The sequence below is a fragment of the Blautia faecis genome, assembly GCF_020554845.1.
Classification (GTDB): domain Bacteria; phylum Bacillota; class Clostridia; order Lachnospirales; family Lachnospiraceae; genus Blautia_A; species Blautia_A faecis.
Map to the genome: position 1 here is coordinate 12,997 of NZ_JAJCIA010000035.1, position 18,168 is coordinate 31,164.

The 18,168-nt window shown below is 44.3% G+C and carries 16 protein-coding genes; 15 read left to right on the top strand and 1 reads right to left on the bottom strand.

What is annotated here, in order from left to right:
- The first annotated feature begins 262 nt into the window (after window positions 1-262).
- The 10 genes from LIZ66_RS14730 (at window position 263) to udp (ending at window position 13,543) form a co-directional block, all read left to right on the top strand.
- The gene (locus LIZ66_RS14730) at window positions 263-1,519 is read left to right on the top strand and encodes a 6-phosphofructokinase (RefSeq protein WP_227200957.1); all 1,257 of its coding nucleotides are present in this window, start codon (window positions 263-265) and stop codon (window positions 1,517-1,519) included.
- Window positions 1,520-1,685: 166 nt separating this feature from the next.
- Window positions 1,686-4,316 (top strand): pyruvate, phosphate dikinase, encoded by a 2,631-nt coding sequence (gene ppdK / locus LIZ66_RS14735; RefSeq protein ID WP_173771075.1) that lies wholly within the window; start codon window positions 1,686-1,688, stop codon window positions 4,314-4,316.
- Window positions 4,317-4,779: 463 nt separating this feature from the next.
- The gene (locus LIZ66_RS14740; protein WP_148462322.1) at window positions 4,780-5,289 is read left to right on the top strand and encodes a Uma2 family endonuclease; all 510 of its coding nucleotides are present in this window, start codon (window positions 4,780-4,782) and stop codon (window positions 5,287-5,289) included.
- Window positions 5,290-5,430: 141 nt separating this feature from the next.
- Window positions 5,431-5,973, top strand: coding sequence for a GNAT family N-acetyltransferase (locus LIZ66_RS14745; RefSeq protein ID WP_148462320.1), 543 nt, complete (start codon window positions 5,431-5,433; stop codon window positions 5,971-5,973).
- A gap of 253 nt (window positions 5,974-6,226) precedes the next feature.
- Entirely contained in the window at window positions 6,227-7,567 is a 1,341-nt protein-coding gene (locus tag LIZ66_RS14750) for an MATE family efflux transporter (protein WP_227200958.1), read from the top strand.
- A gap of 217 nt (window positions 7,568-7,784) precedes the next feature.
- Window positions 7,785-8,951: a BMP family lipoprotein gene (locus LIZ66_RS14755; protein WP_118578632.1), complete on the top strand. Its 1,167-nt coding sequence runs from the start codon at window positions 7,785-7,787 to the stop codon at window positions 8,949-8,951.
- A 200-nt stretch (window positions 8,952-9,151) separates the two neighbouring features.
- Complete coding sequence (locus LIZ66_RS14760; RefSeq protein WP_227200959.1) at window positions 9,152-10,693, top strand: ABC transporter ATP-binding protein; 1,542 nt, start codon at window positions 9,152-9,154, stop codon at window positions 10,691-10,693.
- Window positions 10,686-11,816 carry an ABC transporter permease gene (locus LIZ66_RS14765; protein WP_227200960.1) on the top strand — a complete coding sequence of 377 codons (1,131 nt, stop codon included), beginning with the start codon at window positions 10,686-10,688 and terminating at the stop codon, window positions 11,814-11,816. Before LIZ66_RS14760 ends, LIZ66_RS14765 begins: the two co-directional genes overlap by 8 nt.
- A complete protein-coding gene (locus LIZ66_RS14770) occupies window positions 11,816-12,757 on the top strand; it encodes an ABC transporter permease (protein WP_173719035.1) in 942 nt (313 codons plus the stop codon). The genes LIZ66_RS14765 and LIZ66_RS14770 overlap by 1 nt, the downstream gene beginning before the upstream one ends.
- Window positions 12,758-12,763: 6 nt before the next feature.
- Window positions 12,764-13,543, top strand: coding sequence for a uridine phosphorylase (udp, locus tag LIZ66_RS14775; RefSeq protein WP_118578624.1), 780 nt, complete (start codon window positions 12,764-12,766; stop codon window positions 13,541-13,543).
- On the opposite strand, the gene LIZ66_RS20145 is transcribed toward udp, so the two are convergent.
- Window positions 13,540-13,662 (bottom strand): DUF6783 domain-containing protein, encoded by a 123-nt coding sequence (locus LIZ66_RS20145; RefSeq protein ID WP_408609641.1) that lies wholly within the window; start codon window positions 13,660-13,662, stop codon window positions 13,540-13,542. The two genes, udp and LIZ66_RS20145, sit on opposite strands and share 4 nt — an antisense overlap.
- A gap of 124 nt (window positions 13,663-13,786) precedes the next feature.
- On the opposite strand from LIZ66_RS20145, the gene deoC reads away from it, so the two are divergent.
- From deoC to LIZ66_RS14800, 5 genes are all read left to right on the top strand, one after another.
- Complete coding sequence (deoC, locus tag LIZ66_RS14780; RefSeq protein WP_118578622.1) at window positions 13,787-14,452, top strand: deoxyribose-phosphate aldolase; 666 nt, start codon at window positions 13,787-13,789, stop codon at window positions 14,450-14,452.
- Window positions 14,453-14,576: 124 nt separating this feature from the next.
- Window positions 14,577-15,002: a cytidine deaminase gene (locus tag LIZ66_RS14785; RefSeq protein ID WP_373119572.1), complete on the top strand. Its 426-nt coding sequence runs from the start codon at window positions 14,577-14,579 to the stop codon at window positions 15,000-15,002.
- A gap of 117 nt (window positions 15,003-15,119) precedes the next feature.
- Complete coding sequence (gene add / locus LIZ66_RS14790; protein WP_173716877.1) at window positions 15,120-16,100, top strand: adenosine deaminase; 981 nt, start codon at window positions 15,120-15,122, stop codon at window positions 16,098-16,100.
- Window positions 16,101-16,125: 25 nt separating this feature from the next.
- The gene (locus tag LIZ66_RS14795) at window positions 16,126-17,316 is read left to right on the top strand and encodes a phosphopentomutase (protein WP_173735178.1); all 1,191 of its coding nucleotides are present in this window, start codon (window positions 16,126-16,128) and stop codon (window positions 17,314-17,316) included.
- A 116-nt stretch (window positions 17,317-17,432) separates the two neighbouring features.
- Window positions 17,433-18,161: a Crp/Fnr family transcriptional regulator gene (locus LIZ66_RS14800; RefSeq protein WP_173719031.1), complete on the top strand. Its 729-nt coding sequence runs from the start codon at window positions 17,433-17,435 to the stop codon at window positions 18,159-18,161.
- Window positions 18,162-18,168 lie beyond the last annotated feature (7 nt).

The window sequence follows — 18,168 nt, forward strand, 5'->3', positions numbered from 1 at the left end:
AATTCTGCCTGCAGAGCTCCACAGAGCGCGTTTTCTCCATTATATCACTATATCTGTAAATTTCACCATTAAAAAATTGCATTATTTGTCCGAAATATAAATAATTCATATAAAAACGACATAAAAACATAATTAAATATGCAAAACGTACAATATCACATTGACTTTGCCATATGCCTTTGGTAAACTATACAATTATAGGGTGAATGACATAGAGATTTTCGACACCCACATCCATTCGAAATAGAGGAGGAATACCACGATGGCAAAGAAAAGAAATATTATTGTAGGACAGTCCGGAGGCCCAACATCTGTAATTAATTCTAGTCTTGCAGGCGTATACAAGAATGCAGTAGAGCGTGGCTTTGACAAGGTATATGGAATGCTTCACGGAATCCAGGGGCTGCTTGACGAGCAGTATATCGACCTTTCTACCCAGATCCATTCCGAGCTTGACATTGAGCTTCTGAAAAGGACTCCGTCCGCATTTCTTGGTTCCTGCCGTTATAAGCTTCCGGAGATCCATGAAGACAAGACTATTTATGAGAAGATTTTTGAAATCCTGAATAAGTTGGATATTTATGCATTTATCTATATTGGTGGAAATGACTCTATGGATACCATTAAGAAACTTTCCGATTATGCGATTATCACTGGTCAGACACAGAAATTCCTTGGCGTACCGAAGACTATTGATAATGACCTTGCTCTGACTGACCATACGCCTGGTTTCGGAAGTGCAGCCAAATATATTGCAGCATCCACAAAAGAAGTGATCCGTGATGCAGAAGGCCTCACCTATAAGAAAAACATGATTACCATTATGGAAATCATGGGACGTAATGCAGGCTGGCTTACAGGTGCCACTGCACTTTCCAAGTCTGAGGACTGTGATGGACCGGATCTGATCTATCTTCCGGAAGTTCCATTTGATGTAGATAAATTCCTTGCCAAAGTAAAAGAACTCCTTAAGAAAAAATCCTCTGTTGTCATTGCAGTATCTGAAGGAATCAAGCTGGCTGACGGACGCTATGTCTGCGAGCTGGGCAGTGTAGGGGATTACGTAGATGCATTTGGACACAAGCAGCTTCAGGGAACAGCTACTTATCTGGCTAATTTCCTGGCAGCAGAGTGCGGCTGCAAGACCCGTGCCGTAGAGCTTTCCACCCTTCAGAGAAGCGCTTCCCATATGGCATCCCGGGTGGATATTGATGAGGCTATGATGGTTGGCGGTGCAGCCGTAAAGGCAGCAGATGAAGGTGACACCGGCAAGATGGTAGTCATCGACCGTGTATCCGACGATCCATATATGGCAGCTACTGGAATTTACGATGTACACCGAATCGCCAATGAAGAGAAGCTGGTTCCGAGAAACTGGATGAACAAGGATGCAAATAATGTGACCAAGGACTTTATCGACTATATTAAACCACTGATCCAGGGCGATTATCAGCCGATCATGGTAAATGGTGTTCCCCGTCATCTGGTGCTGAATACTGGAAGAAAAAAGAAAAATTGAGAAAATGATAAAAAATTGACTGTTTTTTGCCAGAATTACCTTGACGAATGACGAATAAGCCTATAAAATAACTATGTGCGTATAAAACATAGTTTATGTTTATGAAAGTAACTGTGAAGATACTGAACAGTTACCAATGAACAAATTTTTAGGAGGAAAATGTAAAATGGCAAAATGGGTTTACATGTTTACAGAAGGTAACGCTGATATGAGAAACCTTCTGGGTGGTAAAGGTGCTAACCTTGCTGAGATGACAAACCTTGGACTTCCTGTACCTCAGGGATTTACAATCACTACTGAAGCTTGTACTCAGTACTATGAGGATGGAAGACAGATCAACGACGAGATCATGGGTCAGATCATGGAAGCAATCACCAAGATGGAAGGAGTTACCGGAAAGAAATTCGGTGACATCGAGAATCCTCTGCTTGTTTCCGTTCGTTCAGGCGCAAGAGCTTCTATGCCAGGTATGATGGATACTATCCTGAACCTTGGTTTAAATGAAGACGTTGTAGCTGTATTATCTGAGAAATCCGGCAACCCACGTTGGGCTTGGGACTGCTACAGAAGATTTATCCAGATGTACTCTGACGTAGTTATGGAAGTTGGTAAGAAATATTTCGAAGAGCTTATCGACAAAATGAAAGCTGAAAGAGGCGTTAAACTTGACGTTGAGCTTACAGCTGACGATCTTAAAGAACTTGCTATGCAGTTCAAGGCTGAATATAAAGAAAAAATCGGTTCCGATTTCCCGGCTGACCCGAAAGAGCAGTTAGTTGGTGCAATCAAAGCCGTATTCCGTTCCTGGGACAACCCACGTGCCAACGTATATCGTCGTGACAACGATATCCCATATTCCTGGGGTACAGCTGTTAACGTACAGATGATGGCATTCGGTAACATGGGTGATGACTGTGGTACTGGTGTTGCATTTACAAGAGACCCAGCTACAGGAAACAAAGGTCTGTTCGGTGAGTTCCTTACCAATGCACAGGGTGAGGACGTTGTTGCTGGTGTTCGTACACCTATGCACATCGCTGAGATGGAGCAGAAGTTCCCGGAAGCATTCAAGAAATTTACAGAAGTTTGCCATACTCTGGAGACACACTACAGAGATATGCAGGATATGGAGTTCACTGTTGAGCATGGCCAGTTATACATGCTGCAGACACGTAATGGTAAGAGAACCGCTCAGGCTGCTCTGAAGATCGCTTGTGACCTTGTTGATGAGGGAATGAGAACAGAGGAAGAAGCAGTAGCTATGATCGATCCTCGTAACCTTGATACTCTTCTTCATCCGCAGTTCGACGCTAAGGCTCTGAAAGCTGCTACACCAATGGGCAAAGGTCTTGGAGCTTCTCCAGGAGCTGCTTGTGGTAAGATCGTATTCACAGCTGATGACGCTGTAGAGTGGGCTGAGAGAGGCGAGAAGGTTATCCTTGTTCGTCTTGAGACATCCCCAGAGGATATCACAGGTATGAAATCTGCTGAAGGTATCCTGACAGTTCGTGGTGGTATGACATCTCATGCAGCAGTAGTTGCCCGTGGTATGGGTGAGTGCTGTGTATCCGGATGCGGTGATATCGCTATGGACGAAGCTAATAAGAAATTTACACTTGCTGGCAAAGAGTTCCACGAGGGAGATTTCCTTTCCATCGATGGTACAACAGGTAACATCTACGACGGAATCATCCCGACAGTAGACGCTACAATCGCTGGTGAGTTCGGACGTATCATGGCATGGGCTGACAAGTACAGAACAATGAAAGTTCGTACAAACGCTGATACTCCTGCTGACGCTAAGAAAGCAGTTGAGCTTGGTGCTGAAGGTATCGGTCTTTGCCGTACAGAGCATATGTTCTTCGGTGAGGGACGTATCGATGCATTCCGTGAGATGATCTGCTCCACAACAGCTGAGGAGAGAGAAGCAGCACTTGCTAAGGTTCTTCCATATCAGCAGGAAGACTTCGAAGGTCTGTTCGAGGCTCTCGAGGGCAACCCTGTAACAATCCGTTTCCTGGATCCGCCGCTTCATGAGTTCGTTCCTACAGAAGAGGAAGACATCAAGAAGCTTGCTGATGCTCAGGGCAAGACTGTAGAAGAGATCAAGACAATTATCGCTTCTCTTCATGAGTTCAACCCAATGATGGGACATCGTGGATGCCGTCTGGCAGTTACTTACCCAGAGATCGCTAAGATGCAGACAACAGCAGTTATCCGTGCAGCTATCAATGTAAAGAAAGCTCACGCTGACTGGAATATCTGCCCAGAGATCATGATCCCGTTAGTAGGCGATATCAAAGAGCTTAAATATGTTAAGAAGTTTGTTGTTGAGACAGCTGACGCTGAGATCGCAGCAGCAGGCGTAGATCTGAAATATGAAGTAGGTACAATGATCGAGATCCCACGTGCAGCTCTTACAGCTGACCAGATCGCTTCTGAGGCTGACTTCTTCTGCTTCGGTACCAACGACTTAACTCAGATGACATACGGCTTCTCCCGTGATGACGCTGGTAAATTCCTTAATGCTTACTATGATGCTAAGATCTTCGAGAACGATCCATTTGCAAAACTGGATCAGGTTGGTGTTGGTAAGCTTATGGATATGGCTATCAAACTTGGTAAGCCAGTTAACCCGAACCTTCACATCGGAATCTGTGGAGAGCACGGTGGAGATCCATCTTCTGTAGAGTTCTGCAACAAGATCGGTCTTGACTATGTATCTTGCTCACCATTCCGTGTACCGGTTGCTCGTCTGGCAGCAGCTCAGGCAGCTATCGCTCAGAAAAATAAATAATTCATTCTGAATATATATTTAAGTCATACTTCGGTGTGACATGTGTCCAAGCGTAAGAATAACCTTGGAGAACTGTAGAAATATGGTTCTTCAAGGTTTTTTTGTTTCTATGAAATGTAATACAGCTAACCGGGTAAAATCGATAGCAAATTATGCCAATACAGGAGGCGGATAAAAATGTTACTGTTCACTCCGTGACCAGTAACCGCTCCGCGATGCACAGAAATCATGCATTCGCATGATTTCGCGCCGCAATTCTCGGGTTTTCTGTGAACTTTGTTCACAAAAAACACCTCGCGGAATGTTACCAGTGAACAGTAACATAAAAATTACTTTTCTAATTAACCGGGATGATGTTATAATGAAGTAAACAAAAATAATTGCATACATTCAATATAAAAAAGGTGAATGGAATGGTTAATAATAAACTTGACCCACATTATAAAACAAAGGAGTGTAAAACATGGATTGGGATTTGAAAATAACAGATATGGCAGGAGCTACGCCGGAACATTCTGCGGTAATCGTAAATTTTGTTGCAGCAATCAGATATCAGTTAAAGAATAGTACATGCTATGTATATTCGGATAATGTTCAATATCGTTTCAAAGATAATCAGGGAAACAACAAGATTGTAATTCCTGATGCTTCCATAAACTGCCGTACAAAATCAAGACGTGGAAACACTTTTACAGATGCGCCGCGTTTTGTTATGGAAGTTCTGTCACCATCAACAGAAAATTATGACCGGACAGAGAAAATGCAGTTATATTGTGAACAGGAGATTGAAGAGTATTGGATTGTTGACTGGCGTAAAAGAACAGTTGAAATCTATGAACTAGACTATGAAGGAGAGATTCCGAAATACTACCTTTTGAAGACGATTACTGAAGAAAATAAAGACGAGTTACACTTAATTCATTTCCCTCAAATAAAGATCACCTTTGATGAACTATTTGAGGAAATTGATTAGTGGTTTATAACAAAGACAGCAGTAAATATGCCAGCTACTAAATAAAATTGCAGTTTTATTGGATTTCGCCAATTGTGATGAACGATTCATTTGATACTTGGTATGATAAGAAATGAAATACAAAAGTTGAGGTAAAAGATAATGCTGGAAACTCAAAGATTAATATTAAGAAAATGGACTGAGGAAGATGCAGAAAGCTTATTTGAATATGCAAAGGATCCGGAAGTTGGCCCTATTACAGGCTGGCCTCCTCACAAAAATGTAGAAGAAAGTAAAAACGTAATCAGAAATGTGCTTAATGGAGCAGAGTGTTACGCAATCTGTAGAAAAGAAAATAACATTGCGATTGGTAGCATAGAATTAATTCTGAATAGCCATACAGATATGACCGAACGGGATGACGAATGTGAACTTGGATATTGGCTTGGGCAGCCATTCTGGGGACGAGGCTATATGCCGGAAGCTGCCAGTGCACTAATACGACATGGGTTTGAAGATCTTGGCATGACAACCATCTGGTGTGGTTATTACGATGGAAACCGGAAATCAAAGCGCGTACAAGAAAAATTAGGCTTTGTTTTCCATCATACCTGTAATGAAGTTCCTGTGCCACTTTTTAATGAAGTACGTGTTGGACATACCAATGTAATGACAAAAGATCATTGGGAGAAATTATATAAATAACATTTTCTCGAAATGCGCACTGGCTCAAGCGGGTTGGTGCATTTTTTCTTCTAGAGCGTGTTTAAAACGATTACCGTTTCCTTTTTATTCGGATTTGTAATATGCTTGACGTAGAAATAAGTAAAAACTATAATTAATGTAATTGAAATAAACATATGATATGCCTCAAAGGGGGAATTATTATGGACGTTAATTTTGAGTATTGATTCCCCATTGAAGCTCAAATATGCTTCGGAAAGGAAAGTTTATACTAATGAAAACCAAGATTCAGGATATGACCTCTGGTTCGCCGGGGAGATTGATCATTCTTTTTGCAATTCCCTTGATGTTGGGGAATATCTGTCAGCAGCTTTATACAATGGTGGATACTATGGTCGTTGGCCAGATTGCAGGTGTGGAGGCTCTTGCAGCACTGGGCGCGGTTGACTTTCTGATGTGGGTTGTCACAGGAATATCCACTGGTCTCACTCAGGGATTTTCTATTCAGCTCTCCCAGTATTATGGTGCAAAGGATTTTGAAAATCTGCGTAAATCTCTGGCACACAGTTACCGGCTGACTGCATTCATCGCAGTGGGAGTATTCATTCTCAGCCAGTCCTTTGCTGCACTGGTATTAACAGGGCTGCATACACCTTCCAATATTATTGGAATGTCATTATTATATCTGCGTATTATTTTCTGCGGAATCCCGGCTACTGCAGCTTATAATATGTTTGCCGCTGCTTTAAGGGCTATGGGAAACAGTAAAACACCATTAACGGCAATGATCATCGCATCTGTACTGAATATTTCATTGGATATCCTTTTTGTGGCAGGCTTCGGATGGGGTGTGGCAGGGGCAGCAATCGCAACTGTGATTGCGCAGAGTTTTTCTGCCGTGTACTGTTTCCTGATTTTACGCAGAATTGATATTGTTCATCTGTCCAGAGCAGATTTTATGTCTGCCGCAGGAATGAATGCCCGTCTGATGAAGCTTGGTATTCCTGTTGTATTTCAGAATATCATTATCGGTGTAGGCGGTCTGGTAGTCCAGTACGTGATCAATGGCTATGGCTTTCTTTTTGTGGCAGGATTTACAGCTACAAACAAGCTTTATGGTCTGTTGGAAATGGCAGCGATTTCTTATGGATATGCCATCGTTACTTATGTGGGCCAGAATCTGGGAGCCAGAAGGATCGACAGGATCAGGAAAGGTGTCCGCAGCAGTATGCTGCTTTCGCTGCTTACCTCACTGATCATTTCTGCTGCCATGTTTTTATTTGGAAAAAATATCCTCTCACTTTTCATCTCAGGTGAACCGCAGCAGACACAGGAGGTACTTGCAATTGCTTTTAAATACCTTTCTATTATGGCTGCCATGCTCTGGGTGTTGTACTTCCTGTATGTGTACAGATCTGCACTGCAGGGACTGGGAGATACGTTAATGCCTATGGTAAGTGGTATGGCCGAATTTGTCATGCGTATCAGTGCTGCGCTAATTCTTCCCCATTTTATCGGGCAGGACGGTATTTTCTTTGCAGAGATTGCAGCATGGAGCGGAGCTACTGTGATCTTATGCGTCAGCTATTATGTGCGGATGCATAAATATCATTAAGGCAAAATATATGATACGGAAAATAAAAAAAGAGACATATGTCTTTTAACAAAAAATCAAATATAAAAAAATATACTAAAAAACACTTGAAAAAATCTCCTTTTTGTACGAAAATGAAAATAAATATAGAAAAAGGGACATGTGTCCTGTTTTAAAAGTGAGACATATGTCATTGTAGAGATAACAAAGCCAATTTCAAAAAAGGAGGAAAAATTATATGAAGAAAAGAATTGCAGCTATGGTTCTTGCAGGTGCAATGGCACTTTCCCTTGCACCAGCTTACGGAGTGACAGAGGTGAAGGCTGAGGCTGGAGATATGAAGATCGCCATGGTAACTGACTCCGGTGATATTACAGACCAGAGCTTTAACCAGACCACTTACGAGGCATGTAAGGCGTGGTCCGAAGAGAATGGTTCTGAGTTCAACTATTATAAACCAGAGAGCGACTCTGATGAGGCACGTAACGCAAGTGTTGACCAGGCTGTAGCAGATGGAGCTAACGTGATCGTGCTTCCGGGATATATGTTCGCAGCTACTATCGTAGAGCAGTCTGAGATGTATCCGGACGTGAAGTTTATTGCACCAGACGTAAGTGCAGGCGATATCTGTGAGAAGGGTGTTGGCGAAGGATACACCTACAATCCGGATGATTATGAAGTGACCGATTACTACAATGCAGACAATGTTTACTGCTGTACTTATCAGGAAGAGATCTCCGGATACATGGCTGGATATGCAGCTGTGAAGCTTGGATACAAGCATCTTGGATTCCTCGGCGGTATGTCTGTACCGGCTGTTACCCGTTTTGGATATGGATATGTTCAGGGCGTGGACGAAGCAGCCAAAGAGCTTGGAATCACAAGTGACGTTGAGCTTGAGTATGTATGCGGAGGACAGTTCTACGGTGATGCAGACATCACAGCTTACATGGATACCTGGTACGGAAGCAAGGGCGTTGAAGTTGTATTCGCATGCGGCGGTGGAATCTACACATCTGCAGCAGAAGCAGCAGCAAAGGTTGACGGCAAGGTAATCGGTGTTGACTCTGACCAGTCCGGAATCATCGGCGAGGACATCACTGTTACATCCGCTATGAAGGGTCTTGCACCGACAGTAAAGACTGCACTTGATGCGATCAAGGATGGCAATTGGGAATCTGATTACGCTGGAAAGATCGACAACCTTGGTCTTGTATCTGAGAACCCGGAAGACAACTATGTACAGCTCCCAATGGAGACAACCCAGTGGGATGACAATTTCACTGTAGATGATTACAAAGATCTTGTAAAGAAATTATACAATGGCGAGATTGAAGTAAGCAGCGACATCACAGCAATGCCAGAGACTGAGATCACAGTAAATGATTACGGCAGCATCAAATAAGACAACCAACTACTCCGCATAGTAAATGCAATTATAAATCACGGGTAGGGTTCCGACAGGAAAGCAGACTGGTCTTAACATGAAGAATGGCCATGCAGTGATAAAAAGGGGAGTGAGCAGTGGCCACTTCCCTTTTTTACATTTGTAAGTACCTGTGCTTTCTGTCGGCGACTCTGCCATGAAAAAAGGAGAAAGCGAAGATGAGTGAATATGCAATTGAAATGCTGGGAATAACCAAGCGTTTTCCCGGAATCATCGCAAATGACAATATCACACTTCAGTTAAAAAAAGGTGAGATCCACGCTCTGCTTGGCGAAAATGGAGCAGGTAAATCCACTTTGATGAGCGTTCTGTTCGGTCTGTATCAGCCAGAAGAGGGCGAGATCCACAAAGATGGAAAGAAAGTTGAGATCAAAGATCCAAACGATGCAAATGACCTGGGCATTGGAATGGTACATCAGCATTTCAAATTGGTAGAATGCTTCAGTGTTCTGGATAATATTATCCTTGGCGTTGAGACCACAAAAAACGGTTTCCTTCAGAAAGAGGGTGCACGTAAAAAGGTTATGGCCCTTTCTGAAAAATATGGTCTTTCTGTAGACCCGGATGCCATTATCGAGGATACCACAGTAGGTATGCAGCAGAGAACTGAGATCCTGAAAATGCTTTACCGTGACAACGAGATCCTGATTTTTGATGAGCCTACTGCAGTACTTACTCCTCAGGAAATCCAGGAGCTTATGCAAATCATGAAGAACCTGGCAGCAGAGGGCAAGAGCATTCTGTTCATTACCCACAAGCTTGGTGAGATCATGCAGGTTGCAGACCGCTGTACCGTTCTTCGTAAGGGAAAATGCATCGGAACTGTAGACATCAGAGATACCAACCCGGAGAAGCTTTCCGCCATGATGGTTGGACGAGACGTAAACTTCGTTGTAGAGAAAGAAGAAGCAAAGCCCGGTGAAGTTGTTCTGGATATCAAGAATATGGTGGTTGCCTCCAAGCATCATAAGAATAACGCAGTCAACGGCGTTTCCCTTCAGGTCCACAGAGGTGAGATCGTATGTATCGCCGGAATCGACGGAAATGGTCAGACTGAATTTGTCTATGGGCTTTCCGGTCTGGAGCCACTGAAGAGCGGCACCATCACTATGAATGGAAAAGACATTACTCACATGCCAATCCGTGAGCGTCTTACCTCCGGTATGAGCCATATCCCGGAAGACCGCCACAAGCATGGCCTGGTACTTGACTATTCTCTGGAAGACAACATCGTCCTTCAGAGATATTTCGAACCGCAGTTTACTAATAAAATGGGCTTTTTGAAACGCAAAGAGATCCGCAAATATGCCAACCGTCTGATCGAGCAGTACGATATCCGTTCCGGTCAGGGCGCTATCACCAAGGCGAGATCCATGTCTGGTGGAAACCAGCAGAAAGCAATCATTGCCCGTGAGATTGATAAGAATCCGGAGCTTTTGATCGCAGTTCAGCCTACCCGAGGACTGGATGTTGGAGCAATTGAGCATGTTCACAAACAGCTGGTACAGGCAAGGGATGCAGGGAAAGGAGTTCTTCTGATCAGCCTGGAGCTGGATGAGGTTATGAATGTATCAGACAGAATTCTGGTAATGTACGAAGGTGAAATCGTAGGAGAATTTGATCCGAAAAAAGTAACCGTAGAGGAACTTGGCCTTTACATGGCAGGATCAAAGAGAAAGGAGACGAAGAGCAATGAATAATGAATCCAAAAAGAAAGAAAGCATTCTGAGAAACAATGCGGTTCAGACCATCATTGCCTCTCTTTTATGCATTGTGATCGGTCTTCTCATCGGTTATCTGGTACTTCTTATTATCAATCCTGCAGGAGCATCAGGTGCGATTACCGCTATTATCAAGAATTATTTTTACTATCCAAGCCAGAAGGCTATGATGAAATATATGGGAACCACACTGGTAAAGGCTTCCGCACTTCTGATGTGTTCCTTGTCCGTTCTGTTTGCTTACAAGGTTGGACTTTTTAACATTGGAGCAGCAGGACAGTATGTAGTTGGAGCCGGAGCTTCCCTGTATTTTGCGTTAAAGCTTGGTATGCCCTGGTATGTATGCATGATCGCAGCAATCGTGATCGCAGCCCTGGTAGGCGGCATCTCTGGTGCACTGAAGGCTTACTTCAATGTAAATGAAGTTATTTCCTGCATCATGCTGAACTGGATTTCCCTGTATGTAGTGAATATGCTTCTTACCCAGGTGAAATCTGAGTCCACTCCATACACCGTAGATCTTTCCAGCGGCAATAAGAGCGCTCTTCTTCCCAACTGTGGACTGGACGAGATCTTTTCCGGAAACAAATTCGTATCCATCGGTCTTATTATTTCTGTGGTAATGGCAATTGTAGTGTGGGTACTTCTTGAAAAAACAAAATTCGGTTTTGAACTTCGCGCAACAGGTATGAACAAAAATGCTGCAAAATACTGCGGCATGAAAGAGAAGAGAAATACCATTGTAACCATGATGATCGCGGGCGGTCTTGCAGGACTTGGCGCAGCTGTTTTCTATCTCAGTGGAATTGAGACCTGGATGGTTCAGCAGACAACCGTTCCGGGCATGGGCTTTAATGGAATCGCAGCAGCCTTCCTTGGCGGCCTTCATCCCATCGGAGCGATTTTCTCCTCTTATTTTATCCAGCACATTACAAGTGGTGGAAGCTATGTGGATAAGACTATGTATTGTGCACAGATTTCGGATCTGATCTCTGCGTTTATCATTTATCTGTGCGGATTTGTATTCTTCTTCAAACTCTGGTTAAACCGTTATCTCGACAAGAGAGATGAGAAAAAAGCTGCAAAAGGAGGAGAAAAATAATGTTATTATTGATTCAGTATACATTAATATTTGCTTCTGTATTGATTCTCGTAGCACTTGGCGGCTGTTTTTCCGAGCACAGCGGTGTCATCAACATTGGTCTTGAGGGAATTATGGTTATGGGTGCACTTGGCGGTGCCCTGATGATGAAATATCTTCCGGATTCCGCTCCGGCACCAGTTGTGATCCTTCTGGTGGTTCTGGCCAGTGTACTTGTGGGAATGATATTTTCCCTGCTCCTTGGTGTGGCTGCCATTCATTTCAATGCAGACCAGACACTGGTTGGTACGGCCCTGAATCTTCTTGGACCGGCTGCAGCCGTTGTTATCGTAAGAGCCATCAACATGGCAGAAAACCCAGACAACGTTTCTTCCACAGTTGCCTACAAGGTGGCTAAGAAAGCATTCCTGATAAGAATTGGAAAATTTGAATTCAGCTGGTTCATGCTTTTTGCACTGCTGATCCTCATTGCTTCTTATGTGGTACTTTATAAGACCAGATTTGGACTTCGTCTGATGGCATGTGGTGAGCATCCACAGGCAGCCGATTCGGTAGGTATCAATGTTTTTAAAATGCGTTACGCAGGCGTTTTGATCTCCGGCGCACTTGGTGGTCTTGGGGGACTGGTTTATATTACTGCCGGTGTAAGTGAGTGGAAATTTGAGAACGGAGTTGCTGGTTTTGGTTTCCTTGCACTTGCTGTTATGATCTTCGGACAATGGAAGCCGGTAAACATCGGACTGGCAGCCCTTCTGTTCGGTCTTTTCCGTGCGCTGTCAAACGTTTACACAGGATTTGATGCTCTGGTAGCACTGAAGCTTCCCAGCACATTATACAACATGTTCCCGTATATTATTTCCCTGATCGTTCTGGTGTTTGTATCTAAGAATTCCAGAGCGCCGAAGGCGGAAGGTATTCCATACGATAAAGGACAGAGGTGATATACTATGAAAAACTATTCTGAAGATGCCAGCAGGCAGTATCATATCCAGGTTGCAAAGGGGGAAGTTGGCCGCTATGTGATCATGCCGGGAGACCCGAAAAGGTGTGTGAAAATCGCCCAGTATTTTGATAACCCGGTTCTCATTGCAGACAACAGAGAATATATCACATATACAGGAACTTTGGACGGCGTGAAAGTCAGCGTGACATCCACCGGAATCGGCGGACCATCTGCCTCCATTGCCATGGAAGAGCTTTCCCGGTGCGGCGCAGATACTTTTGTCCGCATTGGAACCTGCGGCGGTATGCAGCCTGAGGTAAAAAGCGGGGATATTGTAATTGCCACAGGTGCCATCCGTATGGAGGGAACCAGCCGGGAATATGCCCCCATAGAGTATCCGGCAGTAGCTAATCTGGACGTGACAAACGCCCTTGTGGCAGCTGCGAAAGAAAAAGGACTTTCCTGTCATACAGGTGTTGTCCAGTGCAAAGACGCTTTTTACGGACAGCATGAGCCTGAAGCAATGCCAGTTGGTTATGAGCTGCTCAACAAATGGGAGGCCTGGAAGAAAATGGGCTGTCTTGCTTCCGAAATGGAATCTGCAGCGCTTTTTATCGCAGCTGGCAAGCTTCGTGCCAGAGCTGGCTCCTGTTTCCTTGTGCTTGCAAATCAGGAAAGAGAGAAGCTGGGACTGGATAATCCGGTTGTGCATGATACAGATATGGCAATCCAGGTGGCTGTTGAAGCTGTGAGAAAGCTGATCCGGGAGGATTCGTCGAATTAAGACCGTGACATCGCAATCTGCACGCCCCACTTTGCGTTATATTTTGCCTGAATTCGGTTGCCGTAGCCCATTACGGCGCCCTCATTCGGGCGAAATCTCCCACAAATTGTGACGAACATCTTGCAGTTACTTAATATTCGATGTACTAGACAATCAAATAAAGAACAGATATGAATCCTGCCAGTAAATTGCGATACAGTAATTTCGGGCAATATAAAGAGATAACAGAAATGAGGAAAATAAATGGACGTAAAAGAGATTTTAAAACATGTGGATCATACCCTTCTTCTCCAGCCATCTACCTGGGAAGAAATCAAACAGATTTGTGATGATGCGATGGAATATGGAACTGCATCCATATGCATTCCGCCAAGCTATGTAAAACAGGCAGCAGAATACATGAATGGAAAAATGGCAGTGTGCACGGTTATCGGTTTCCCAAATGGCTACATGACAACAGCAGCCAAGGAATTTGAAACAAAAGATGCTCTTGCAAATGGTGCTTCCGAAATCGATATGGTAATCAATATCGGCTGGCTGAAAGATCAGAAATATGACCTGATTGAGAACGAGATCCGCACCTTAAAAGCTGCATGCGGTGACAAGATCCTGAAGGTTATCATTGAAACCTGCTTCCTCACAGATGAGGAAAAAATTAAAATGTGCCAGATTGTAACAGAAGCAGGCGCAGATTATATTAAGACCTCTACCGGTTTTGGCGGTGCAGGTGCAACCTTTGCAGACATTGAGCTTTTCTCCAGACATATCGGACCAAATGTAAAGATGAAAGCAGCAGGCGGAATTTCTTCCCTGGAGGATGCAGAGAAGTTCCTTGCACTTGGTGCAGACCGACTGGGAACCAGCCGAATTATAAAAATTGTAAAAAATGAGAAAGCCACAGGATATTGATCTGGTCATTGATTGTAAAGGCGAACAGATGCTGTCTCCGGAATTGATCAGATTATAACGACGTTCATCGAGAAGAGCATTATGTTGTCAGAGACAATCAGAAAATGTGAATGATAAGAGAGGTGTGAAAATGGAAAAAGAGATGATTAACCAGCTGATTGATACAGCAATCCACCAGCTGAAATATTCCTATACACCATATTCCAATTTTAAAGTAGGCGCAGCCCTCCTTGCAAAAAACGGGCAGGTTTACACAGGCTGCAACATTGAAAATGCCGGGTATACAGCCACAAACTGTGCGGAGCGTACCGCATTTTTCAAGGCAGTAAGCGAAGGGGTGAAGGATTTTCAGGCTATCTGTGTTGTCGGCGGTAAGGCTGGCGTGCTCACAGAATATGCAGCTCCCTGCGGCGTGTGCCGACAGGTCATGATGGAGTTTTGCAACCCGGAAACCTTCCAGGTCATTCTGGCGGTGGACAAAGAGCATTATGATGTGTATACACTAAAAGAACTCCTGCCGTTAGGATTCGGACCTTCTAATCTGGCATGAAAGCTGCTGACTGGAGAATAGTATTATGAAGTATGCCGGAAAATGCCGAAAACAGAGTGATCTGGCATTGAATCCGGCAGTTATAAGGCAGCATAAAGAATTGCAGGAGAAAAAATTATGACAATCGAACAATTAAAAGCACTACCAAAGGCAGAGCTTCACTGTCATCTGGATGGGTCTTTAAGCCGGGAGTTCATGGAGAGCCAGCTGGGAAGAAGGGTACAGCCGGAAGAGCTTAGCGTGTCCGATGACTGCACAAGCCTTGCAGAATACCTTGAGAAATTTTCGCTTCCGGGTCAGTGTATTATGGATGAAAAAGGGCTTGAGGCAGCTGGCTACGACGTACTTCGCACCATGAGCCAGGAAAATGTACGCTACGCAGAAATCCGTTTTGCACCTCTTCTTTCAGAGACCTCCGGAATGAACTGCCGTGCTGTGATCGAGGCAGTATTAAAAGGCCTTGAGCGGGGCAGAGCAGATTTTGGAACGGAGTTTGGTGTGATTACCTGTGCCATGCGTCATCACAGCCAGGAGGACAACAGCCGGATGATAAAAACAGCCCGTGAATATCTGGGCTATGGTGTGTGTGCAGCGGATCTGGCAGGTGCGGAAGCAGCATATCCCATGGCACAGTTTATGGAGCTTTTTCAGAACACCCGTAAGCTGGAAATGCCCTTTACCCTTCATGCAGGAGAGTGTGGAAGCGTACAGAACATTGTGGATGCTGTAAAAGCGGGAGCCGGCAGGATCGGACATGGAATCGCCATGCGAGGCCATTATAATATTCAAAAAGAGCTGGCTGACAGAGGCATTGGAATTGAAATGTGTCCTATCAGCAATCTTCAGACAAAAGCGGTAAACAGTCCGTCAGAATATCCCATCCGGGAATTTCTGAACACAGGATTGAAGGTTTCCATAAACACGGACAACCGTACAGTGAGCAACACAAGCCTTACCAAAGAGCTTCAGTTCATCCAGAACACGTATGGCATTCAGGAGGAAGAGATACGGCTGATGATGAAGAATGCAGTGGATACGGCATTTGCCACTGATGAGGTGAAAGCGAGATTGTATTCTGAACTGGGAATAAAAGGATAAAATATTGGAAACGAGGGATTTTATTTTGAAAAAATATGAAAGGATTTTCGTGATCGTTCTGGATTCTCTGGGAATCGGTGCCATGCCGGATTCAGAGAAATTCGGGGATGTGGGAGTGGATACATTCGGACATATTCTGGATAAAATGGGCTCCCTGGAAATACCAAATCTTAAGAAGCTTGGAATGTTAAATCTTCATCCGGCAGGAAATATGCAAGGTGTGGAGAAGCCGATTGGCCGTTACATGCGCGTAAGCGAAGCCAGCAATGGCAAGGATACCATGACCGGCCATTGGGAAATGATGGGAATTAAGACAGAGAAGCCGTTTAAGACTTTCACAGACACCGGCTTTCCGCCGGAGCTGATCGCGGAGCTGGAGAAGCGCTGCGGCAAGCGCGTGATTGGAAACAAGAGCGCCAGCGGAACGGAGATCATTGAAGAGCTTGGGGAGGAAGAAATCCATACAGGTGCCATGATCGTGTATACTTCAGCCGACTCTGTTCTTCAGATCTGCGGAAATGAGGAAACCTTTGATCTTCAGAATTTGTATCGCTGCTGCGAGATCGCAAGAGAAATTACACGGAAGGATGAATGGCGTGTAGGCCGTGTCATCGCCAGACCATACGTTGGCAAAAAGAAAGGTGAGTTCAGGCGAACAAGTAATCGTCATGACTATGCTTTGAAGCCAACAGGTCTGACTGCATTAAATGCGTTAAAGGATAATGGGCTGGATGTGATCGGTGTAGGGAAGATCAACGATATTTTCTGCGGCGAAGGAATCACAAAGACCTATCATTCTGACAGCTCCGTACACGGTATGGAGCAGACCATCCAGATCTGCAAAGAGGACTTCAGGGGACTTTGCTTTGTGAATCTGGTTGACTTCGATGCCCTGTGGGGACACAGACGAAATGTGGAAGGCTACGGCAAAGAAATCGAGAAGTTTGACAGGAATCTGGGCGTTCTTTTGGAAGAGCTTCGGGAGGATGACCTTCTTATTCTTACCGCAGACCACGGGAATGATCCCACCTATAGCGGCACTGACCATACCAGAGAGTATGTTCCCTTCCTGGCTTATTCCAAGACTATGAAAGAGGGTGGCCCCCTTGAAAACGAGGATACTTTTTCCGTTATTGGCGCATCAGTGGCAGATAATTTTGACGTGAAAATGCCGGAAGGAACTATCGGACATTCCATTCTTGAGAAATTATGCTAAAATAGAAAAGCAGCTGTTGGATAGCGGTTGTATATCCGGTGGATTGCTTGCTTTTGCGACAGAACCCGGATAGAAACAAATGATTTGCAGCACATGGCAGAAGATGAGGAAATCATATGAAACACACTTATTTACACGATGTACTTCCATTCCTTCGTGAACTGGAACGTGAGAAACAGAAACAATTTGAGGCTTATTTCCGTACTGCGCCATTATGGCTTATGGACCTGTTTCAGAGTGAGATAATGGAAGCCGGAACTACTTTTATCAGGGAAAATGAACCGGCAGATACGATTTTCTTTGTTGCCAGAGGAAGAGTAAAAGCTACAGATTACCGGATTTCCGGCATTGCCTATGATTTTATGAAGCCCATGAATCTCATTGCGCTTGGTGGTATGGAAGTGATCCTGGGACAGGATACCTACCAGACCACCCTGCAGACAGAGACAGAGTGTATTGTTACCAAGCTTCCAAGAGCGCAGTATGAGAAATGGATTTATTCAGATACGGAAGCTTTTCGCATGGAGGCAAAGCTTACCTGTGCTTCCCTGTTGGAGGAAGAGCGGCGGAACCGTCTGTACCTGTTTTTGGAAGGGGCTGACAGATTAGCTGTACTTTTTTCGGAATGGTTTGAAAAATATAACAAAAATGACATTTTATGCATCGGCGAAAGCCGGCAGAATCTGGCAGATGAGACAGGCCTTTGCCTGAAAAGCATCAGCCGCGCCATCAAGAAGTTTCAGGCAGAACAGCTGATCGTGAAAAAAGGAAATCAGATCTGTATCGACAGGAAGCAGTACGAAAGGCTGAAGCGGACTGTGGATGAGAAAATCGGCAACGTATAAACGGAAC